Raw genomic sequence first — 19909 nt, forward strand, 5'->3', positions numbered from 1 at the left:
TCCCGCCTCCGTTATCTCCTTTGCTCTATTTTCAAACAACTGTCGTAAAATCGCAATTGATTATTCATTACGAATCCATATAATCTAGTTATGTCCAGTTATAATTAATTATAACTAAATATAATTATGGAGGTCTTTTTTTATGAAGAAGCACTGGTTAGCCTTATTGACGGCATTTTGCTTGATGCTCACTGCTTGCTCGACAACACAAACAGCCCCACAAGCAAGTGAGCCAGCAAAAACCGAAGCAGCAAAGATAGAATTGATGATTTCTGCTGCTGCTAGCTTGACGGATGCCTTGAATGAGTTGAAAACGCAATATGAAACAGAACACCCGGGAACGACCCTCACCTTTAACTTCGGTGGCTCGGGAAAACTCGCCACACAAATTACGCAAGGCGCTCCGTCTGACGTATTTTTGTCGGCGAGTAAAAAAGACATGGACGGTCTAGAGGAACAGCAGCTGATCGCCAAAGACACTCGCCAAGACTTCACGAAAAACTCGCTTGTTCTCATCGCAGGTAACACAAGTGCTGTCGCAGTCTCTTCTTTTGAAGAGCTGAGCAACGCAACGATCAAGCACATTGCCGTCGGTGAGCCTGAGACAGTCCCTGCTGGACGATATGCGAAAGAAACATTGGATACGCTGAAAATGTGGGATTCTCTTTCGGCACAAATGGTATTTGGCAGCGATGTTCGCCAAGTTTTGACCTTCGTAGAATCCGGTAACGCAGAAGTCGGTATTGTCTATTCCAGTGATGCCGCCGCTTCGAAAAATGTAAAGGTACTGGCAACAGCCAAGCCTGAATGGCACAAACCGATCGTTTATCCAGGTGCGGTCGTCAGCGCATCGAAGAACCCAGATGCAGCAAAAGCTTTTCTTGCCTACTTGACAAGCGACAAAGGAAAAGCGATCTTACAGAAGTATGGGTTTCAATAAATAAACCAACCGAATCCAAATTGGAGGTGGCAAGCGTGATCGAAACGAATCTTACTCCTTTGATGCTTTCCCTTAAAGTAGCTGCGCTCTCCACCTCCTTTGTATTTGTCCTTGGGATGGTTTTTGCAAGGTGGATGACACAAAAGGATTTTTGGGGGAAGAATGTGTTGGAGTCCTTCTTTTTGCTTCCGCTTGTTCTCCCTCCCACTGTTGTTGGCTTCGGCTTGTTGATGCTTTTCGGAAAAAACGGCTTTCTCGGCCAGTTACTGCATGAATGGTTCAATATTACCGTCGTCTTTACGCTGACAGGAGCCGTCATTGCCTCGATTGTCGTTTCTTTTCCATTGATGTATCAGAGTGCAGTCGCTGCCTTTACAGGAGTAGATCAACGTTTGGAGAATGCAGCACGCACGATGGGCGCTTCCGAATGGCGATTATTCTGGACCGTTACCTTTCCGTTGGCCTGGCCTGGCCTGTTGGCTGGGTTTGTTCTTTCTTTTGCCCGTGGTTTAGGGGAGTTTGGTGCTACGCTGATGCTCGCAGGCTACATCCCTGGGAAAACCGATACGATTCCCGTCGCCATTTATTTTGCTGTAGAGGCTGGTCAAATGGATAAGGCATTGTTTTGGGTCATCATTATTGTTTCCTTAGGTATGGGTACGACTCTCTGGCTGAATTGGTGGAGTCGTCGAAACGTGCGCAGGTACGCCAATCAAAAGTAAGGCAGGTGAATGGTAAATGCTCTTTGTCAACATACAGAAGCGTTTGCCTGATTTTATTTTGGATGTGTCCTTTTCGGTGCAGAAGGAAATTGTCGTGCTGTTCGGACCATCCGGCTCTGGCAAAACAACGATATTGAACAGTATTGCAGGTCTGGTTCATCCCGATACCGGCGTGATCCAATTAAACGAGAACGTCTTTTATCGCGAAGGACAGAAGCCGCTTCCCGTACAAAAACGCAACATCGGGTATTTATTTCAAGATTATGCGCTGTTCCCTCACATGACAGTCGAGCAAAATGTTCGATACGGCTTGAAAAAAGAGCATGAGTTAAATTTGGCTCCATTGTTGTCCACAGTGGGAATCGATCATCTGCTGCAAAAATATCCTCACCAATTATCCGGAGGACAAAAACAACGGGTGGCACTCGTACGTGCACTTGCTACTGAACCAGACATTCTGCTCCTTGATGAGCCTTTATCTGCGCTGGATGCGGATACGCGTAAACAATGTCAGGATGAGTTGCTTCGCCTTCACGCTATGTGGAACATCCCGTTTCTACTGGTCACCCATGATCGTGAAGAAGCCGAGAAGCTCGCAGATGTCATTTTCCTGATTGATAACGGCACAATCAAAGAACGGAAACATGAAAAAAGCCATTCAGCAACGTCCATTTCCCGATAATGGGATGGCATTGCTGGATGGCTTTTTACTATCGAGCTGTGATTGGTTCAATTTTCACATCGTTTTGCTTTGCCCACTTATGTACTTCGACAAGGAATTGAAGTACGTCATGGCTCTCGTGATGGACACAAAGGGTATCGGCCGCCAAGTCAATGTGCTCGCCATTGACCGTCATTACTCTTTGTTTTAAAACGAGCTGACGTGTCTGCTCCATGCGTTCTTCCTTGCTGATCAGCACGCTTCCTTCCAACTCACGCGGGGCCAATCGACCATTCGGCAAATAAGCCCGCTCTGCAAATACTTCCTCTGCCACTTGAAGGCCGTGTTCCAAGCCTGCCTCTACTAGCTTACTGCCAGACAACGCATAGAGGATCAATTCCTCATCAATATCCGCAATGGCTTGGACAACCGCTTCGGCGAGCTCTGGGCGTTCAGCTGCTTCGTTATACAACGCGCCATGCAATTTCACATGGTGCAGCTCCCCACCGAGTGCTTTTGTAGTCCCAGCCAAGGCTGCAATTTGATACAACACCAGCTCATACACTTCATTGACAGACAAGTTCATCGAACGACGTCCGAAGCCTTGAATATCTGCATATCCGGGATGTGCCCCGATTTTCACATCATGCTTGAGTGCAGCTTCGATTGTTCTGCAAATAATATGCGGATCCCCTGCATGCAATCCGCAAGCAATATTAACGGAGGTGATCCATTTCATAATCCCCAAATCCTCAGATTGTCGACCTCTGCTGAAGCCCTCTGCCATATCGCAGTTAATATCCAGATGAATCATGATGCTCACCTTTCTTTCGCTAATCTATCTCTTGAAAACGCATTCATTCGCGTGGCTTCTCGTTTTCTTCCACTTTAGCATACCATGTACGCTCGTTTAACAAAAGCGAAAAAGCTGCCGAAAATTGGCAGCTTATGAACAACTTATGTCGAACCAACGGTTGCTTGGCTGCTTTCTTCTGTCTGTAAGGTCTCTGCTAGTGCCATTACCTGGTTCTTCTCTTGTTTATAATCGTATTCCTTTGCCTTATCCGGTCTGGCATTGTTGTACTCTACCGGAATCTCATGGCGATGGGAGCGTTCAATTTTTGTTACGAAGTGCAGCTTTTCCATAATGCGAATCGTTTCATCCAACAAATTGGCATCCACATACATCGAAACGTAATTTAAGCGTTTGGAGATGTAATGAATGGTGCCAAATTTGCGTAAATTTTTGGCGGCACGCGTGTTTTTCACCCACACGGCGACCCCCAGACGTCGCTCTCTCATGTTTTGCCGTCGGTCTCCTTCCCAATCGTGGTATACTTACTGGTGAAAGCTTATTACAGAAAGGAATCGTGGTCCTATGCTGGCTACGTTTTATCATCAATTCGAGGAAGCGCTTCACCGCGAAAAAATCGTGACCCATAGCAGTTGGCGAACATATGCAGGCCAGCTCTTTTTCTATGTATGCAGTACGCTCCCTGCTCCTATGCTGACAAAGCAGCTCATGGAAACAGGAGAGCGCCTGACCACTGATACCAAATTAAAGCCAGAATGCATTTACGTGCGCTCTGATGACGCGCAGCATGTGTATCGCTTCCGCTTTCGCGTACCTGACGAAAAGCAGTTTTGCTGTGGCAATCTTTGTGAAGACTGTTTTCTGCTGCGCCAAAATGAATCGGGAACAGCGTGAATTACGATGGCTTTTTCACACTGCAGCCGCAGCTTCCACCTGTCCCGCAACCACTGCCCTGCGCCTCTAAAAATGGATTGTTACTCGGTACTTTTATCGTTTCCGAGACGGAATGAGCAATGGTTCTACTCACCTGATACAAGAGCTCATCCAGAGCATCCTCTGCTCGCTTGAATGCCTGTACGGAATCCCTCAGTTCAATGTTGCGCTTCAGTTCCCGTACTTCTTTGGATATATGATTGTAATCCGGGTGATACTTCCCGAACCGTTGCACATCTTCGTACTGTTCCTTCTTAGCCTCGAACACGACGAGCAGACGTTGCACTTCCTCATCTGCTTCCATTTGGCGTTTGGCCTCCAGATAATCTGAGACCTCGCGCGAGTGGTTAATCATCGTGGACAGCTCATGAGACTCCATGATCAACTGTGTCATATCCACAGCTTCCAATGTTTCCATAAAGCGAGACCTCCTTTCGCCGTAAAGTGAAAACTTTACGTCATTCCTGATTGTATCACGATGCACACCCTTAGTACAGATATTCGGGCACGACAATGCGCACTCGCTCAATGTTGTCGAGACGGTAGCACTGTTTGCCGCCCTGTCCGGCAATCGTAACCATCCAGTACCCCATTTCCAGGCGTACTTCTGTCGGCAGCCCTCGCAGCTTTTCTTTGCCGCTTTGCTGGATCTCGACTTCCAGCTTCAGTTCTATTGCGCGCTTAAACAAATCCCGCATGGACTGTGGATGATACGATTGGAAATGCTTCGTCCACATTTTTGGTAGTGCGGCGATTTGCTCATTTTGCTCAGGGAACGTGTTTTCAATAGCATAACCGTCCCAAGGCCGTTCAATGAGAAGCAAGCCTTTATTCCCCGCTTGACTATTTTGATGCGGCTGGAGCTCTTTGCTTGCGCTAGCAACATGTGACAGCACTTGCGGCTCATAACCGAAGTGACGTAGTAAACGGATTAGTTCTTTTTCCTGCGAGTGTGGAATCAAAAACGCATTCGGCGATATCACTTGGGTAAGAAATGGGTGAAAGTCAGGAATTTCGCGCCATTCCTCCAGAAATCCAGCATGTGCTGTCCGCACGAGGAAGTACGGCTCCATTTGAATCTGCCTTGCTGTTCTCGCCCATTGGCTCACAACCTCAATCAAGCTCTCGGGCAACGGATGAACACAGGAGGCGCGGAGCTTTTCGATGACTTGCTCCTCCGTCCCTCCTTGAGCCAAATACGATTGCAACAGCCTTGCTTGCAATTCTCCCCGAATCAATTGCCCATCAAATTGGAGCTGGCAAAATCGGCTGATCTCCCATACATCCAGCAATGGAACAAGTGGAGGGATGGTAATGGCACCTGTGGGGTCCACAAACCAGCCTTCCTCCGGCGATAATCGCGGCAAGCTGCTCCAACGCCAAAAAATCCCTCGCTCCTCGTCCATCCCAAGCTGAATCCATCCCAGCCCTAACAGTACATGCATCCATTGCTCCACAATGAGCTCCTTTGCATTGTCGGGTAAAGGGAATCCTGCTTCGCTTAGCATGCGCAATTGCTCATGGATGGAACACCACTGCTCGACAGGAACCTGTCTCATCAATTGAATGAAAAATTCCCACCAGTCGCCATGCGGCAAAAATTGTTCCATGACGAGTTGGTACATCTCTTCCCAACGTACGAGCGGCAGTTGATGTAGCCATTGCTTCGTTCGATTGAGATCGAGTACGAGTTCTCGCTCTTCCCTATGCACCAAGCCCAGTCTGAGCGCAATATCAAGGACAACGGTCAAGGATAAGCCCTCTCTTTGTTCCTGATCGAGCGGTGGAATCACGATTCCTTTTACATGCTCGTCTGTAAACGAGAGCAGCGGCAGCATTTTTTGCGACATCCTGCGATGAATGCTTCCTTTTTGCGTAATGGGAATTTGGTTATCTCGAATAAACAACAAAAGCCCAAAAAGATCCAGCTGTATCCCTCTGCCTGCTGATATATAATAAGGGAGCGTTTTTGAAAGAGAAACAAAAGCCTGAGAGGCTTCCGGCAGCATTTGATTCGTCAACTGTTCTCGAACCTCTTGTGGCATCAAATAGCCGATCTCACTCCACATTTTCCGTACAGTCAATATCAGTCCAAGCCGTCGCAATTTCGTCAAGCCGACTGACAGATGCCTGTGCTCTTTTGCCGTTTCGCGTTCCCAAGCTCGTTTGCTAAAAAAACCTCTCGTCGCTTTGGTTACGAAAAGCCGGATAACGGCTCGTTCCAGCTCATCTGCCTGTTCCCATACTTGCCCAATAAAAGCGGGATCCAACAATCTCGCTGTTAATTCTTGCTCTTCGGCAATCTGATATCGTTTGGTCTGTTCATGTAGAATCGCTTGTCGCGTTGATTCGGACAGGTATTCCAGCGAATCCTTCACACGCACGCCTGTCACCTCAGTCTATATGATGTTCGATTCATTACTTTACCAATTGGAGGGATCTTGATGTTGCATGTATTTCCTAGTTTACTCTTAACAGCAACCTTGGCAGTAACGGGTACACAAGTCTTGTCACCTCAACATCCTACCGTATCTGAGCCTGTGGCGAAAGAGGCTGTACAAGCAGATGCTGCTTACGAGGCCGTTGCAGCTCCCTATCCGCCGGCTGTGCAGGAAGCTTTGAAGAAAGTTCGAAAAAATGGCGGACACACTATTGTTCGTGCCAATGGAAAATCCTATGTAGTCGTGGGTGCAGGACAGCGCCCTACAGGAGGATATCGTTTAATGGCGGACCAAGTCAAGCGGACTGGCCCTCATGCCTTTGCCGTACACGTGCGGGTACAAGCACCAGCTGCAGGTTCGATGAAAACACAAGTCATCAGCTATCCGACGTTGGTGATTGCCCTGCCAGACCAGCAAGCAAAAGTCAGTGTGCATATGCGCTAGTCTATCCACGAAAAAAGCCGACAGTTCGAATGCCACAAGGCGTATCGAAGTCGGCTTTTTTCCTTTTCCCAACAGTTACCCTTGCTTATTCAGGGCTTTACCTCAATGGAAAAGCTCTCTGCAACACCATACGACTCGTGGTTATTATGGGCCAATTCTACCTTGACCTCATGCTTCCCAGCCGGGATATCCTTCATGACATAGCTAGGCTCAAATACTTTGGCGATCTTTTTACCGTCGAGGTACAGATGAACATGACCTTCCCCGTGCTTGTTTTCTTTCCCCATGTTTTCGAGGGAAAAAGAGAAGTTCGTAACGGCCAATTTGAGTTGCAAATCATCTTTCTCAAGGGTATGCGTCACAGCAAGTGTCGGCGCTGCATGATGAGCGTGCGACTCGTCTGCTACCACTTCGGTTTGCGCTTGTTGGTTCGCGTACACAAACCATTCCACACCAGCCGCAATGGCAATCAAGAGAAACAAGCGGAAAAGAAATCGTTTGGTTTTCACCGGAGCTGCTCCCTTCCAAAATGAGTCTTACCCCAGTGTGCCCGACTCCTGATTGGTTCATTCATCCATTTTTGCTGATTGATCTAACCTGCTATCCATACATACTCAGCATTCTAATAGGTAAAAGTAACCACAAGATGCTTTGGGGAGGTCAGTGACTGCGTATGAATGCATGGAATGAAACTCTTTCTATTTTTGCTTTAGGAGGAGTATATGAAATCGGCAAAAACATGTACGGGATTCAATGCGGGGATGAAATCGTCCTCATCGATTGTGGCTCGAAGTTCCCGGATGAGAGTTATTTAGGAATTGATCTGATCATACCGGACATTAGTTATTTGCTGGAAAATCAGGAAAAAGTCCGAGCCTTGATTGTCACGCATGGTCATGAGGATCACATCGGGGGCATTCCCTATTTTTTAAAACAATTGAACGTCCCTGTTTACGGTACCCGCTTAACGTTAGGACTTATCGAATTGAAGCTGAAGGAGCATGATTTGCTTCATCAGTCCACCCTTATCTCCATCGATCGTCTCTCTACTATTTCATTAGGCTCGCTCACGATCAGCTTTTTTCAGACGAACCATAGCATTCCTGATTGCTTGGGTGTTGTATTTGAGACAAAAGCAGGCTCTATTGTGCATACGGGCGATTTTAAATTTGATTTAACGCCGGTGCATAAGCAATCCCCCGATTTGCACAGAATGGCCGAAATCGGTCAGAAAGGTGTATTAGCCTTGTTGTCGGAAAGTACCAATGCGGAGCGCCCAGGCTTCACTCCATCAGAAAAGAACGTGGGCGATCGTCTGTTAGAAGCATTCAGTAAGGCACGGCAGAAAATATTTGTCTCGACGTTCGCTTCCAATGTATACCGCCTGCAACAAGTCATTGATGCGGTAGAAGCGACGAATCGAAAGCTAGCTTTGCTGGGCCGAAGTATGGTCAATGTGGTCAAAATCGCATCAGAACAAGGCTATTTACATATACCAGAAGACATGTTGGTGGAAATAGAAGAAGTGAGCGAGCTCGATCCAGGCCGTGTCGCTGTCCTATGCACGGGAAGCCAAGGCGAACCGATGGCAGCCTTATCCCGGTTGTCGACCTCCGGGTATCGGCACGTTAAAGTAGAACGCGGCGATACCGTCATCCTCTCTTCTTCCCCCATTCCAGGAAACGAACGGAATGTAGCGCGCATCGTCGATAACTTGTTTATTATGGGTGCCAACGTAATCTATGGCTCTGGGACAGGCATGCATGTGTCCGGACATGGCTTCCAAGAAGAGTTGAAGCTCATGCTCACTCTCATGAAGCCAAAATACTTCATCCCCATTCATGGTGAGTATCGGATGCTCCATCAACATCGTTTGTTGGCTGAATCCGTCGGCGTTGATTTCGAGTCCATTTTCATTGTAAATAACGGAGATGTCGTGGATATTCAGGATGGTGTAGCTGTACAGGAAAGAAAAATCCCTGCCGGAAATACCTTGGTGGATGGTTTGGGAATCGGTGATGTAGGAAATGGGATATTACGGGATCGCAAGCATCTTTCGGAAGATGGCATTCTCGTGATCGTTGTGACGCGCAGTAAAACCGACGGCAAGATTTTGTCGGGTCCTGACCTTATTTCCCGCGGTTTCATCTATGCCCCGGAATCAGAGGGTCTCTTGGAAGAAGCCACTCGCATTGCATCCGAGGTGATCACCAATCTGCAGGAAGCGAATGTGAGTCAGTGGAACCGCTTGAAGCAAGGAATGCGGGAATCGATTGGGAAATTCGTATATGCCAAAACAAAGCGCAGACCCATGATCCTGCCGATTATTATGGATGTGTGAGGGAAAAGCCTTCTTTCTGGAGGGCTTTTCTATCATGAGATTACAATCTTGGGGTGATTTGAAATGGTGAAAATGCTTCGATTTTTTACGTGCCTTCTTTCGATCTTTTTTATTTTCTTTGCTTCGGTTCAAGTGTTTACACGATCATCATATCAGTTCCAATCTGCCCCGATTCTGCCATAATCCTGTTGTTTGTCCATGAAAACTCGAATCATACGATGGAGTGGCTTCCTCGACTCTTCACTGCGTCTCTTTTCAGTCAATCTTCGGTAGGAATGACAGTCGTATGCTCATCTTCGCTCCCACTTTTGAGATTGCCCCACGGTATTATTGCCTAACATATATACGGTTGCGGGCTTTTCATTTCGAAGTAGACTATATAAAATTAGAAAAAACTAGACGATTAGGTGATACGAATGAAAACGCTCTTCATTATGCTATCTTTCATTTTCGCAAGTCTTTCTTCCATCCAGCCTGACCAATCCACGAGTATCTTTGTTTCTGAAGGTGAGAGTATGGCCCCTACCTTGAACAGCAACGATCGATTTGTTGCTGATAAAACCTACTATGACTCCCATCCTATCCAACGTGGGGATATCGTTATTTTCCAAGCCGAGAAAGATCGACAATACGTGAAAAGGGTTATTGCGTTACCGGGAGAAACACTTGAATATAAAGATGATATTCTCTACATCAATAACAAAGCAGTCGACGAACCATACTTAGCTGCCGCTAAATATGTAGCCAAAAAAGAAAATCTCTATCTGACTGAGGATTTTGGGCCTATAACTATCCCCCAAGATACAATATTCGTTATAGGTGATAATCGTTTGAATAGTTTAGATAGTAGAATGATCGGTCCGATTCATGTCAATCAAATAGTAGGCAAGATGATTAACAAGTTACCCTCACATTAATTCGTTTTATTTTTCCACGCTCCGTTTAAAGAGCGTGGATTTTTAACTCCCGAAATATTTTTCTTTCACTCTTAAAATATCTTCTTCGAATCCCGCTCTTCCTTCAAAATCTCTACAGCCTCGCGAAAACGCATAGAGTGAACGATTTCCCGCTCCCGCAAAAACTTCAAGCTGTCCTGCAAATCAACATCATCGGTCATGTCAATCAGCCATTGATACGTCGCGCGGGCTTTTTCTTCGGCCGCGATATCCTCGTAAAGGTCCGCTATTGGATCGCCCTTGGCAGCAATATAGGCTGCCGTCCACGGCACACCGCTGGCATTGTTGTAAAAGAGCGCCCGATCATGGTTGGCGTAATGGTCACCCAGTCCCGCTTCCTTCAACTCTTCGACAGTCGCGTCTTTGGTTAGCTTATACACCATCGTGGCAATCATTTCGAGATGCGCAAACTCTTCGGTAGCGATATCTGTTAATAATCCGACCACTTTATTTGGGATCGTATACCGTTGGTTCATATAGCGCAGAGCGGCTGCCAACTCTCCATCCGCCCCTCCGTATTGCTCAATCAAATACTTCGCCATTCTTACATCGCACTTACTGACACGAACCGGATACTGCAGTTTTTTTTCATAGATCCACATCGGTTTCGTTATCCCTCTCTTCTAAACTTGCCAAGGCCATGGATCATCATTCCACTGCCACGGATACCCTGAATAGCTGCGACCAAGATTTTGCAATGGCCCGTACAATTTCTCATATTCGTTTGCCAAAACCCAGCGTTGCTCTGTTAAATCATTAAACTGCTGAAGCGCATTTTGATCGGTTGGATGCGTATCTAAATAAAGACTGAGCTCAACCAGTACAAAGTCGATCGCTTGCAGCTGTTCAAGCAATGCGTAATATTGTTCATCGCCAAATCTATTTTCAGCTGTCATGAGTGCCCCCTCCCCAAATGACTCAGTCTAGGATCATAGGGGCTAAAAAGTGCCGGCCATAACGTACCTAATCTCAACGCTTCCATCGGGCTGTACTGTGGCAAGTTCTCCGGCTGAAATGTCATGAACAGATGAGGGGGTACCTGGTATGTCTTCACCCGAATCGGCGGACAAGGATCATAGGGACCCACGTACGGATAATAGTCGCGTGTTTGCGAATGCAATGCCAAAATCCTCCTCCAGCTTGCAATGTCTGTTCCTTCATGACTACACTATGCAGCCCACCCAGTAGGCGTGATTGATCCCCCAAAACGAAGAAACCGCTCTCCTCCATAAAAAGAAAGCGGTCCAGCATTTACGACTCCACCTGACCAGTCCACCTAGCCATGCCACCGTCCAGATTCACAACATCTTTGTAGCCATTTTCTAGCAGGAGGTTTCCGCTCTCCACTCCCATCCTTCCGGTATGACAGACGAAGACGACTTTTTTGTCTGTGGGGATACTGGTAAACTTCTCATTGATTTCTGCAAAAGGAATATTGATGGCATTGGGGACTCTTCCCTCTTCAAATAATTCTGGCTCGCGCAGATCCACAATCACCATCTCTTGTTCATCCTATCCACCTCTTCGATTTCTATCTTGGCGCACCCTTACCAAAATGCCATAAAGTCCGAAATACCGAGCAGGACAAACACGATTCCAGCCAATTTTTGCGTGACCGTACCCCATTTCCTCGTTTTGTTCATGAGAGAAGGGCTATCACTTGGGACGGCAAGCAGCAGTAATACGATGAGCAATGGAAGCGCCGTGCCAAGTGCAAATACAGTGGGAATGATCGGGCCGAACGAGCTCGTGAACATCAAAGGCATCGTCAGTCCAAAATAGAGCCAAAAGGTTTGTGTCTTTCCCTCAAATCGCTCCAAAAAACGCTTGATTTTTTCCTCAAATGATTGCGTATGTAGAAATGGCAATCGAATCCATCCGATTAAGAACAATCCAATCAAAATAAACATCGGTTGCTCCCAAAGCGGAATACACGACTGCTTTGCCAAGGATGAACATCCAGACATGACTACGAAAGCCACCTCTAACGACGACATTCTTCCCGAACACAGTAAAAGCAGCCACATTCCCCGATAACTGGCACGGTGCAAATGCGCCAACGATCCCGAGCAACAACGCTCCAATCAACGGTGCTTGTTCGCCCATTCCGTAATACAAATCGGAAAAGGGCTTGCTCATCCATGCTCCATATTGATACAAGTACGAATACCAATCCATGCTTCTCCTCCGAGTGGGTCTTCCTTTTCGTTTATTTTACAGAAAAGTTGTGAGGAAACGATGAAGAAAAAAAGAAAGGCATGATTCGCCTCTCCTTTGCTTCATCCAGTCACTTGCAAGCGTCCTATCATGCCGCTTTCTTTGTGTCCAGGGATCGTACAATAAAATTCATAGGTTCCTTCCTCCAATGCCTTCCACACGGTTTCAACAGACTCTCCTGATTTGGCGTGCAAATGAACCACACCTTCAGCCATTGCTCCATGATGATGTTCGCTGTTTGATTCTGAAATCGTAACGATTTTTCCATGAGACACAACCTCGATATCGTGCTCTACATTGCCATCATTTTGAAAGAAAACTTTGATCTCCGTATCTTTTTTCACGGTAAATTGGTTTGGTTTATACGAAAAGTCGACGGCTGTGAGGGTGATTTCTGTCGCGCGATCGCCTGCATAAAGAGCCGGGGATGGAAACGGTAATGATTGAAACCAGAAGAAGACGGCAAGCAGCAACACAGCTGGAGTGCCTGGATGATGAAAAAAGGAGGACAACTTCGTTTCTTTTTTATTGAAATCAATCAGCTTGGCTACGAGCAGCATACATACCGTATAGAGCATGACGAAAACAAACAGAAGAGGCTCTACTTTTTCACTGGGAACCATCTCTCCTAGCATGGCGCCCATCATCCCGCCCATGACACCCGATAAAATTCCTTCTACAATACTCAGGATCGACAAAGGAACTCCTAGCAGAAAACCAGACAGTCCACCAGCCAGCATTCCCCACATGGTGGATACATAAAGGTCTCCCCTGTAAACATCGCCGAGGATCAACCCACCGATCAACCCAATCATCATACTGACAGACATCGTGCTCATCATGCCTTGCATATGATCGATCCCCTGCTTTCGTCGCCATATAAACCATGTAAAGCAAACGTAAGCGAAACCGACATAGATCAGGACCTGATACACCGCGTTCAAGATACCACCCCCGAGTATATTCTCCACATTGTAAAGTATGTCCTACGTCAACAAAATAGGACAAAACGAACAAGAAAACCCTCTGACTACTGTCGAGAGGGCTCACACCTTTTCTAGTTCGCATACCGATTGGCAGCCTTTGCGCTCTCAAATTCCCCCTGATGATGGATACATGAAACATAGTGGTCGGATGAGATTCGCTCTAGCATAGGTTTCATATTCTGGCAGTGGTCAACCTGATGGGGGCAGCGGGCAAGAAAAGGACATCCTCGTTGGATTCCTTCATTTTGTACTTCCCCATCTACTATCAGCCAGAGCTCCAAATATGTTTAGGAAGAATCGGCAAATCAGCGAGAGGTTGAATGAAGAAATCTGGTTCAGGCTTCTCAAGCTCCATGATCACAGTGGTTGGGTCGGGTGTTTGAATGGTTTTCACGAGTGCAGCTGGGGTTATAAAGCGGGATTTTTTATATTTTAACAGGTATTCGTAGGTGAACTTCACATCCTCTGAGGTCAAAGGCTTTCCGTCCTGCCACAAGATTTGGTCATGCAAGTTCATTTTGTATTGCTTGCCGTCTTCGGATACCGTGAATTCTTTAACCAGCCAAGGAATCGGTTTGTTGCCTTTATCGAGGATAAATAGCGGGTCGTAGAGAAGATTGACCAGCTCGAGTCCAGGAAAACCGGTATTGTATGTGTACAGATTCAAGGAGCGTTCATCCTGCGTGATCCCAAGCTTCACCTCCCTGTGATTCTCGGCACCAGCCGGAACAACGAACAATGTGGAAAACAGAGCGATGAGCAGCCATATGATCCTGATTCGATTATGCTTCATCCGACATCTCTCTCCTAGTAGTTAATCAGTTCTTTCAAATGGAAGTTCCCATCACGTTTATATGCTTCTGCTAATGCAAAATGACCATGCGTTGCCAAACCGTGATACACATGAATGGCTTGATCGAGTACCTTGTGCACGGCTCTTCCCTTTTCGTAGCCACTGAACTCCATCTGACTGTGCAAGACATCCATCGCTCGATTTTTTTGTTCCCACACCAACGAAATATCAACGACACAGTTGGGATGATGCGGAGTCATGTAATAGATCGTCGGGATCGGGTGAGCTTCCAAGCCAGGCAGTTCATCTAAAGCAAACTCCCGGCTGGCCAATGCGATACTTTCCAAAATCAAAATCATGGCTTGTCTACGGTCTGGGTCTAAGTCGTGAAAGGAATGCTCCGGGTCCTGCGTAATGATAATATCTGGCTTCACTTCTCGGATAATCCGTACGAGCTTTTTCTTAGACTCCGGACTGACATCTACATAACCGGATTGAAAACTAGGAAAATACATCTGAACCCCCAATACCGCTGCCGCCTCTGTAACCTGCGGGCGTGATTTTTCGCTAGACAGCATGATCGAGGCGTACGATTCCCCTCCATTGTTCACGTTAATGGCAAGGGCACCGCCACACTCCACCACTTCCATGCCGTACACACCTAACAGCAACATTTTCTTGCCCATTTTTTCATCTCCCTTATCATCCTGTTTGATTGATATTTTCTGTATTATTAAAATATTCTGACTTGATGATACAATACCCCACTAACCTATATTTCGCAATAATAAAAAAGCTTCATTTCTGAAGCTTTTTATTTCATCAGCTTATTCATCGTGGTTAAAAGCTCGTCAATGACTGCGCTGTCCCCTTCTTGGATGCGTTCAATCACACAGGATTTCATATGCCCTTCCAAAAGGATACGTCCCACTGAATTTAAGGCAGATTGTACCGCAGCAATTTGATTCAAGACATCATCACAGTAAGCATCCTTCTCCACCATGCCTTTAATCCCGCGAATCTGTCCCTCAATCCGATTGAGTCGCGCCTGCAAGTTTTGCTTGGTTTTTTCTGAATGATGACTGTTTCGATCAGATGTATGACAAGACTGTACAACGTTCAATTCTGCACTTGACAATGAGATTCCTCCTCTAATCATCCTAGCAAACATACGCTTCGATTATAATCTAAATTTTCAAAACGTAGCAAGTTCCATGTTCACATATCCATCAGGAAGACAGTCCCAATTCTTTTCGGACATTTTCCAATCCATATCGCTCAACAAACTTGAAAAACTTCTCTCTCTTTTTCCCTTGCGTCTGATACAAGGTAATCATGCTTTGAACGATGGAGGATAATTGTTCTTCCTTTACCTGCTCGACCAGGAGCTCGGCTGTTTTGGCCTCCATTGTTTTCGATTGACCTCCGACGTAGATTTCAAAGGTTTCTTTTCGCTTGACGATCCCAATATCTTTTACCAACGGCTCTCCACAGGCATTCGGGCAACCCGTATAACCGACTCTCATCGTAAAAGGAACGGCCATCCCTGCAATCGTATCATTCAAATTTCTCGCTGCCTCTAGCCCTTCAATCTCTGCTCCTTTGCAAAAAGAACAGACAGACAAATTCTTCACAACAGAGCCCGTTTCGTACACGCATAAGCCTTTTTCACGCAGCGCTTTTTTGGCATCGTCAGCCTTCTCTTCATTCATCTCGACAATAAGCTGCTGAAAGATTGAAAGTTCAATTTGTGCATCCTCGCCAACGATTTGACCGATCGCCACCATATCTGTTGGTGTAAACACAGAACCGCCGACACGAATTTCTGGACTTACGGCAAACTGTACACGCTTCAAAAGGCATTCCTCCTACACTATTTAAATTTGTAACATTCAGTCAACTGGAGACTTTATGAAAGGCTGCAATTTTATAATCACAGCCTTTCCCTCAACCTTTGCTTAAACGACATCGTATCCTTGATCTTCAATGGTCTCTTTCACATTTTCCAGCGAAACAACGGATTCATCAAAAGTCACACTTACCTGATTGTCAGCAAGGCTTACCGTTGCTTTGCTAACTCCGTCTACTTTTTGAAGAGCACCTTCTATGGAGATGACGCAGTGATTGCAGGACATTCCTTGTACGTTCAAAGTGACATTCATCTTACATCCTCCTTTGTTTTTGGGAAGCTTTATTTGATTTTATTTTACAATACCCCTGTATGGTATACAATACCCGATTTTACATTTTCCTGCTGTGTACCTACAAAAAAGCTCCCCATCTATAAAAGACGGGGAGTTTTTCCTTACGCTTCTTGGATGAGATGGTTTCTGGTGGGAACAAAAAACACTTGCTCCACCTCATTCGCGGATAATGGACGACTGTAATAGTACCCTTGTATTTCCTTGCAATGATTTTCTGTCAAAATATCTAACTGATCCTTCGTTTCAATGCCTTCTGCAATTACATCCAATTTCAGATGCTTCGCCATCGAAATAATAGTGGCCACAATGGCTTTATCGTTATCATTTCGAGACAGGTCTGTTATGAAGGAGCGGTCAATCTTTAGTTTGTGGATCGGGAACTTTTTCAAATAGCTCAAAGAGCTGTAACCGGTTCCAAAATCATCCAAGCTAATTCTCGTTCCAATTTTGTTTAACTCATGCAGGATACTGATCGATACTGCCGGGTCCATCATCATGCTCTCTGTGATTTCCAGTTCCAAAAAGTGTGGGCCAAGCTTAGTTTCCTCAAGGATATTTTTGATGTACTGGACTAGGTTCCGTTGGTGGAATTGATGGGAGGACAAATTGACGGAGACGGGTATCAATGGTCCCCCTCCATCATGCCACTGCTTCATTTGTCTGCACGCTTCGCGAAGCACCCACGTACCAATCTCATAGATCAGCCCTGTCTCTTCCGCAATAGGGATAAACACTCCTGGTGAAAGCATCCCTTTGGTCGGATGATTCCACCTGACGAGCGCCTCTACCCCGATCATGCGGTTACTTTCCGCATGAAATTGAGGTTGGTAGTACACTACCAGCTCATTACGTTCAATTGCTTTTCTGAGATCACTTTCTATCTCAATATTTTCCAGCAATTGCACATCAAACTCGGGCGTATAGAACAGGTGACCATTTTTCCCCTGTTTTTTCACCTCGTACATGGCCGTATCCGCTTTTTTGAGCAGCGCGACAGCATCCGTTCCGTGGTCTGGGAATATCGCTGTTCCAATACTTGCTGATATGTAAAATTCACTGTCTTTTAGCGAGAATGGCTGTTTCAACGCTTCAATGATCTTATCCGCTAAACTCGCCGCTTCCCGACGGTCCGCTCGTGTTTTGCAGAGGATGGTAAATTCATCTCCACCCATACGAGCAATTGTTGCATGGTACCCTTCCGCACTCTTTACGATTCTGTCGCTGACCCCCTGCAAAAAGATATCGCCGTAGGAGTGACCCAAGGAATCATTGATCATTTTGAAACGATCGATGTCGAGAACCATGACAGCAAAGCTGGTTGAATCTTGGCTGCTTTTTTCAATAGATTGATGGAGGACTTGATTAAACTTTCTTCGATTCGGTAAGTCGGTCAGCTCATCGTGATAAGCCAAATACCTGATTTTTTCTTTCACGCGATTCTCTTCGGTAATATCCTTCACAATGATGTGATTCCCAACAACTTCTCCCTCAATTTCAACCGGGACATTGAGTACACTCAGCTCTACGCGATTTCCGTTCGGATGAAAGATGGCCGTCTCAAAATTATTACGATTGGGCTGAAAAGACTGGGCAAAAGAATCTTTGGTGATGTCCCTTTTCTCCTCAACTATATGCATGCCAATTTTCGATACATGTTGATGGATGAATTCTTCCTCCCGCAGTCCACCAATCTTCGTGACAGCTGGGTTCATTTGGATAATACATCCACCTGTATCTAAGGAAATAATGCCGTACTCATTATTTTTATAAAGGGAACGATACCAGCTTTCACTTTCCTGAATGACCGTATCTTTTTGCGAGAGTCGCTTGTTAATAAACAAGCCGAACAATGTAATGCCCATCAGTAAAAAGGTGGCCAAGACAATGATATAGGCCAAGGTCTCCGGTTCGATCTGCGTTTCTATCTCGGTTGTCGGCACTTCCGTTACGTAGAAATGCGCTGCAACCATCCCGGTGTAATGCATACCCGCGATTGCAGCTCCCATAATGAGTGAGCTGCCCAATTTGTATAAATATGCGTATTTCGATTGATCACGGCGAAAGTAAAACAAGAGCCAAAGTGCCGCTGCCGAAGCAGTCGCTGCAATGATAATGGATAAAATAACGATCCACATATCGTATGTAATTTCGATAATCATCGCGGCCATTCCCACGTAGTGCATCCCAGATATTCCAGCAGCCATAAGAATTCCCGCGATACCTAGCTGTCTCGCATTGAGGTTGCTTTTCGTGACGGTAAACAAGGCTATGCTCGAGACAAAAATGGCAAGAATGACAGATAGGATGACATACTCCATGTCATAAAGAACCTTAATTGGGAGGGTAAGTGCCAGCATTCCGACAAAATGCATGGACCATATTCCGAGCCCCATCGTTGTGGCCCCAAAAATCAACCAGAGTAGCTGATGCTTCCCCTTACTTGTACTCACTCTGGCTGCCAGGTTGAGAGCAGAAAAAGAAGCTGCAACCGCGATTAAATAAGAGAGTATCACAAGGAAACTGTCGTACGTCCCATGTATCTGATGATCCAAGCTCCTTCACCGCCTTCCTTTTGTAAAATCTCGATGGTCTCATCTAAACCATGCTGCCTGATTCACCATAACGATTTACCTGCAAGAAGGAATCGATTTCTTTCGTGGGCAGCGGTTTACTGTAGAAGTACCCTTGGACTTCATTGCACATTTGTTCCTTTAGAAAATCAACATGTTCTTGTGTTTCTACACCCTCTGCAATAACAGCAATTTTCATGTTGTGTGCCATATCGATGATCGTTTTAATAATCGCTTGATTCCGTGGATTCAAATTCCGGACAAAGGATTGGTCGATTTTTAGCCGATCGATCGGAAATTGACTTAGATAGCTCAATGAACTGTAGCCCGTCCCGAAATCATCGATACTGATGCTAATCCCGAGACCTTTCAAACGATTCAAAATCCGAATTGTATAGTCTACATTTAGCGCCATGCTTTCCGTGATTTCCAGCTCCAAGTATTGCGGAGATAAGCCCGTCTCTTCAAGGATCGAGGTAATCATCTCAATGAGATTGTTTTGCATAAATTGGCGTAAGGATATATTCACCGCAACCGCCAGTTGAGTAAAGCCTGTTTCCTGCCATACTTTTATCTGTTGGCATGCCGTTCGCATTACCCATTCTCCAAGCGGTACGATTAAGCCTGTTTCTTCTGCGATCGGGATAAATTGAATAGGTGGAATGAGACCAAGGTCTGGATGTTCCCAACGAATCAACGCCTCCATACCGATAATCTGGCCCGTCTGTAAATGAATCTTCGGTTGGTAGTGCAGCGTAAATTGTTTCTCATCCAAAGCTTTTCGCAGCTCTCTTTCAAGCTGTAGCTTTTTGGCTAAAATCTGATGTAGCTCCTCCGAGAAAAATTGATAATTGTTTTTCCCTTGCTCTTTTGCCAAATACATGGCA

The 19909-nt window shown here is 45.9% G+C and carries 27 protein-coding genes; 7 read left to right on the forward strand and 20 right to left on the reverse strand.

Annotation, left to right across the window (positions count from 1 at the left end; genetic code table 11):
- Positions 1–142 precede the first annotated feature (142 nt).
- From modA to C7R92_RS04825, 3 genes are read left to right on the forward strand one after another with little or no spacing between them, the layout of a single operon-like run.
- Positions 143–940, forward strand: a complete 798-nt coding sequence (gene modA / locus C7R92_RS04815) for a molybdate ABC transporter substrate-binding protein (RefSeq protein WP_106833414.1) — start codon at positions 143–145, stop codon at positions 938–940.
- A gap of 35 nt (positions 941–975) precedes the next feature.
- Entirely contained in the window at positions 976–1662 is a 687-nt protein-coding gene (gene modB / locus C7R92_RS04820) for a molybdate ABC transporter permease subunit (RefSeq protein ID WP_017247962.1), read from the forward strand.
- Between the two features lie 16 nt (positions 1663–1678).
- Positions 1679–2344, forward strand: coding sequence for an ABC transporter ATP-binding protein (locus tag C7R92_RS04825; protein WP_069844594.1), 666 nt, complete (start codon positions 1679–1681; stop codon positions 2342–2344).
- Positions 2345–2372: 28 nt separating this feature from the next.
- Here C7R92_RS04825 and C7R92_RS04830 read toward each other — a convergent pair whose 3' ends face one another.
- The gene (locus C7R92_RS04830; protein ID WP_017247960.1) at positions 2373–3137 is read right to left on the reverse strand and encodes a LamB/YcsF family protein; all 765 of its coding nucleotides are present in this window, start codon (positions 3135–3137) and stop codon (positions 2373–2375) included.
- Positions 3138–3280: 143 nt separating this feature from the next.
- Entirely contained in the window at positions 3281–3625 is a 345-nt protein-coding gene (locus C7R92_RS04835; RefSeq protein ID WP_007725782.1) for a YlbG family protein, read from the reverse strand.
- 76 nt (positions 3626–3701) lie between these two features.
- On the opposite strand from C7R92_RS04835, the gene C7R92_RS04840 reads away from it, so the two are divergent.
- Positions 3702–4031: a hypothetical protein gene (locus tag C7R92_RS04840; RefSeq protein WP_069844593.1), complete on the forward strand. Its 330-nt coding sequence runs from the start codon at positions 3702–3704 to the stop codon at positions 4029–4031.
- 1 nt (position 4032) lies between these two features.
- Here C7R92_RS04840 and C7R92_RS04845 read toward each other — a convergent pair whose 3' ends face one another.
- Positions 4033–4488 (reverse strand): YlbF/YmcA family competence regulator, encoded by a 456-nt coding sequence (locus C7R92_RS04845; RefSeq protein ID WP_017247958.1) that lies wholly within the window; start codon positions 4486–4488, stop codon positions 4033–4035.
- 70 nt (positions 4489–4558) lie between these two features.
- Entirely contained in the window at positions 4559–6454 is a 1896-nt protein-coding gene (locus C7R92_RS04850) for a hypothetical protein (protein ID WP_106833415.1), read from the reverse strand.
- Positions 6455–6514: 60 nt separating this feature from the next.
- On the opposite strand from C7R92_RS04850, the gene C7R92_RS04855 reads away from it, so the two are divergent.
- On the forward strand, positions 6515–6955 hold the full coding sequence (locus tag C7R92_RS04855) for a protease complex subunit PrcB family protein (protein ID WP_106833416.1): 441 nt from the start codon (positions 6515–6517) through the stop codon (positions 6953–6955).
- Positions 6956–7044: 89 nt separating this feature from the next.
- On the opposite strand, the gene C7R92_RS04860 is transcribed toward C7R92_RS04855, so the two are convergent.
- Positions 7045–7464: a thioredoxin domain-containing protein gene (locus tag C7R92_RS04860; protein ID WP_017247955.1), complete on the reverse strand. Its 420-nt coding sequence runs from the start codon at positions 7462–7464 to the stop codon at positions 7045–7047.
- A gap of 164 nt (positions 7465–7628) precedes the next feature.
- Here C7R92_RS04860 and C7R92_RS04865 point away from each other — a divergent pair, with 164 nt between their 5' ends.
- Positions 7629–9296, forward strand: a complete 1668-nt coding sequence (locus tag C7R92_RS04865; RefSeq protein WP_106833417.1) for a ribonuclease J — start codon at positions 7629–7631, stop codon at positions 9294–9296.
- A gap of 416 nt (positions 9297–9712) precedes the next feature.
- Entirely contained in the window at positions 9713–10213 is a 501-nt protein-coding gene (gene lepB / locus C7R92_RS04870) for a signal peptidase I (RefSeq protein ID WP_106833418.1), read from the forward strand.
- Between the two features lie 71 nt (positions 10214–10284).
- Here the strand turns inward: lepB and C7R92_RS04875 are convergent, their stop codons facing one another.
- The 15 genes from C7R92_RS04875 to C7R92_RS33375 all read right to left on the reverse strand — a co-directional run bounded on the left by C7R92_RS04875 (position 10285) and on the right by C7R92_RS33375 (position 19905).
- Complete coding sequence (locus C7R92_RS04875) at positions 10285–10854, reverse strand: manganese catalase family protein (protein WP_069844588.1); 570 nt, start codon at positions 10852–10854, stop codon at positions 10285–10287.
- Between the two features lie 21 nt (positions 10855–10875).
- Entirely contained in the window at positions 10876–11148 is a 273-nt protein-coding gene (locus C7R92_RS04880) for a spore coat protein CotJB (protein ID WP_007725800.1), read from the reverse strand.
- Complete coding sequence (locus C7R92_RS04885; RefSeq protein ID WP_106833419.1) at positions 11145–11372, reverse strand: spore coat associated protein CotJA; 228 nt, start codon at positions 11370–11372, stop codon at positions 11145–11147. The genes C7R92_RS04880 and C7R92_RS04885 overlap by 4 nt, the downstream gene beginning before the upstream one ends.
- A complete protein-coding gene (locus tag C7R92_RS32240) occupies positions 11303–11503 on the reverse strand; it encodes a hypothetical protein (protein ID WP_167403184.1) in 201 nt (66 codons plus the stop codon). Before C7R92_RS32240 ends, C7R92_RS04885 begins: the two co-directional genes overlap by 70 nt.
- Complete coding sequence (locus C7R92_RS04890) at positions 11504–11752, reverse strand: rhodanese-like domain-containing protein (protein ID WP_144616301.1); 249 nt, start codon at positions 11750–11752, stop codon at positions 11504–11506.
- Positions 11753–11799: 47 nt separating this feature from the next.
- Entirely contained in the window at positions 11800–12162 is a 363-nt protein-coding gene (locus tag C7R92_RS32695; RefSeq protein ID WP_244195647.1) for a hypothetical protein, read from the reverse strand.
- Positions 12092–12430, reverse strand: coding sequence for a hypothetical protein (locus C7R92_RS32700; protein WP_244195648.1), 339 nt, complete (start codon positions 12428–12430; stop codon positions 12092–12094). Before C7R92_RS32700 ends, C7R92_RS32695 begins: the two co-directional genes overlap by 71 nt.
- A gap of 101 nt (positions 12431–12531) precedes the next feature.
- Positions 12532–13320: a cupredoxin domain-containing protein gene (locus tag C7R92_RS04900; protein WP_244195649.1), complete on the reverse strand. Its 789-nt coding sequence runs from the start codon at positions 13318–13320 to the stop codon at positions 12532–12534.
- Between the two features lie 400 nt (positions 13321–13720).
- Complete coding sequence (locus tag C7R92_RS04910; RefSeq protein ID WP_244195650.1) at positions 13721–14248, reverse strand: ABC transporter substrate-binding protein; 528 nt, start codon at positions 14246–14248, stop codon at positions 13721–13723.
- Positions 14249–14262: 14 nt separating this feature from the next.
- On the reverse strand, positions 14263–14934 hold the full coding sequence (locus tag C7R92_RS04915; RefSeq protein ID WP_106833420.1) for a PIG-L deacetylase family protein: 672 nt from the start codon (positions 14932–14934) through the stop codon (positions 14263–14265).
- Positions 14935–15062: 128 nt separating this feature from the next.
- A complete protein-coding gene (locus C7R92_RS04920) occupies positions 15063–15386 on the reverse strand; it encodes a metal-sensitive transcriptional regulator (RefSeq protein WP_016739861.1) in 324 nt (107 codons plus the stop codon).
- Positions 15387–15477: 91 nt separating this feature from the next.
- Positions 15478–16104 (reverse strand): NAD(P)/FAD-dependent oxidoreductase, encoded by a 627-nt coding sequence (locus C7R92_RS04925; protein WP_017247942.1) that lies wholly within the window; start codon positions 16102–16104, stop codon positions 15478–15480.
- 102 nt (positions 16105–16206) lie between these two features.
- Positions 16207–16410, reverse strand: coding sequence for a copper chaperone CopZ (gene copZ, locus C7R92_RS04930; protein WP_017247941.1), 204 nt, complete (start codon positions 16408–16410; stop codon positions 16207–16209).
- Positions 16411–16553: 143 nt separating this feature from the next.
- Positions 16554–19004, reverse strand: a complete 2451-nt coding sequence (locus C7R92_RS04935) for a bifunctional diguanylate cyclase/phosphodiesterase (protein WP_106833421.1) — start codon at positions 19002–19004, stop codon at positions 16554–16556.
- Between the two features lie 43 nt (positions 19005–19047).
- Complete coding sequence (locus tag C7R92_RS33375) at positions 19048–19905, reverse strand: putative bifunctional diguanylate cyclase/phosphodiesterase (protein WP_244195651.1); 858 nt, start codon at positions 19903–19905, stop codon at positions 19048–19050.
- Between the last annotated feature and the right edge of the window lie 4 nt (positions 19906–19909).

Origin of the sequence: Brevibacillus porteri, from assembly GCF_003013475.1 — a bacterium.
Lineage (GTDB): Bacteria > Bacillota > Bacilli > Brevibacillales > Brevibacillaceae > Brevibacillus > Brevibacillus porteri.

Excerpts from the sequence above, each read along its gene's own strand:
- C7R92_RS04915 (WP_106833420.1), bottom strand. The coding sequence starts at position 14,934 with ATGGGCAAGAAAATGTTGCTGTTAGGTGTGTACGGCATGGAAGTGGTG.
- copZ (WP_017247941.1), bottom strand. The coding sequence starts at position 16,410 with ATGAATGTCACTTTGAACGTACAAGGAATGTCCTGCAATCACTGCGTC.
- modA (WP_106833414.1), top strand. The coding sequence starts at position 143 with ATGAAGAAGCACTGGTTAGCCTTATTGACGGCATTTTGCTTGATGCTC.
- C7R92_RS32695 (WP_244195647.1), bottom strand. The coding sequence starts at position 12,162 with ATGTTTATTTTGATTGGATTGTTCTTAATCGGATGGATTCGATTGCCA.
- C7R92_RS04830 (WP_017247960.1), bottom strand. The coding sequence starts at position 3,137 with ATGATTCATCTGGATATTAACTGCGATATGGCAGAGGGCTTCAGCAGA.
- lepB (WP_106833418.1), top strand. The coding sequence starts at position 9,713 with ATGAAAACGCTCTTCATTATGCTATCTTTCATTTTCGCAAGTCTTTCT.
- C7R92_RS04835 (WP_007725782.1), bottom strand. The coding sequence starts at position 3,625 with ATGAGAGAGCGACGTCTGGGGGTCGCCGTGTGGGTGAAAAACACGCGT.
- C7R92_RS04910 (WP_244195650.1), bottom strand. The coding sequence starts at position 14,248 with ATGAAGCATAATCGAATCAGGATCATATGGCTGCTCATCGCTCTGTTT.
- C7R92_RS32700 (WP_244195648.1), bottom strand. The coding sequence starts at position 12,430 with ATGGATTGGTATTCGTACTTGTATCAATATGGAGCATGGATGAGCAAG.
- C7R92_RS32240 (WP_167403184.1), bottom strand. The coding sequence starts at position 11,503 with ATGCTGGACCGCTTTCTTTTTATGGAGGAGAGCGGTTTCTTCGTTTTG.
- C7R92_RS04855 (WP_106833416.1), top strand. The coding sequence starts at position 6,515 with ATGTTGCATGTATTTCCTAGTTTACTCTTAACAGCAACCTTGGCAGTA.
- C7R92_RS04825 (WP_069844594.1), top strand. The coding sequence starts at position 1,679 with ATGCTCTTTGTCAACATACAGAAGCGTTTGCCTGATTTTATTTTGGAT.
- C7R92_RS33375 (WP_244195651.1), bottom strand. The coding sequence starts at position 19,905 with ATGTATTTGGCAAAAGAGCAAGGGAAAAACAATTATCAATTTTTCTCG.
- C7R92_RS04875 (WP_069844588.1), bottom strand. The coding sequence starts at position 10,854 with ATGTGGATCTATGAAAAAAAACTGCAGTATCCGGTTCGTGTCAGTAAG.
- C7R92_RS04845 (WP_017247958.1), bottom strand. The coding sequence starts at position 4,488 with ATGGAAACATTGGAAGCTGTGGATATGACACAGTTGATCATGGAGTCT.
- C7R92_RS04865 (WP_106833417.1), top strand. The coding sequence starts at position 7,629 with ATGAATGCATGGAATGAAACTCTTTCTATTTTTGCTTTAGGAGGAGTA.
- C7R92_RS04890 (WP_144616301.1), bottom strand. The coding sequence starts at position 11,752 with ATGGTGATTGTGGATCTGCGCGAGCCAGAATTATTTGAAGAGGGAAGA.
- C7R92_RS04840 (WP_069844593.1), top strand. The coding sequence starts at position 3,702 with ATGCTGGCTACGTTTTATCATCAATTCGAGGAAGCGCTTCACCGCGAA.
- C7R92_RS04900 (WP_244195649.1), bottom strand. The coding sequence starts at position 13,320 with ATGCAAGGCATGATGAGCACGATGTCTGTCAGTATGATGATTGGGTTG.
- C7R92_RS04880 (WP_007725800.1), bottom strand. The coding sequence starts at position 11,148 with ATGACAGCTGAAAATAGATTTGGCGATGAACAATATTACGCATTGCTT.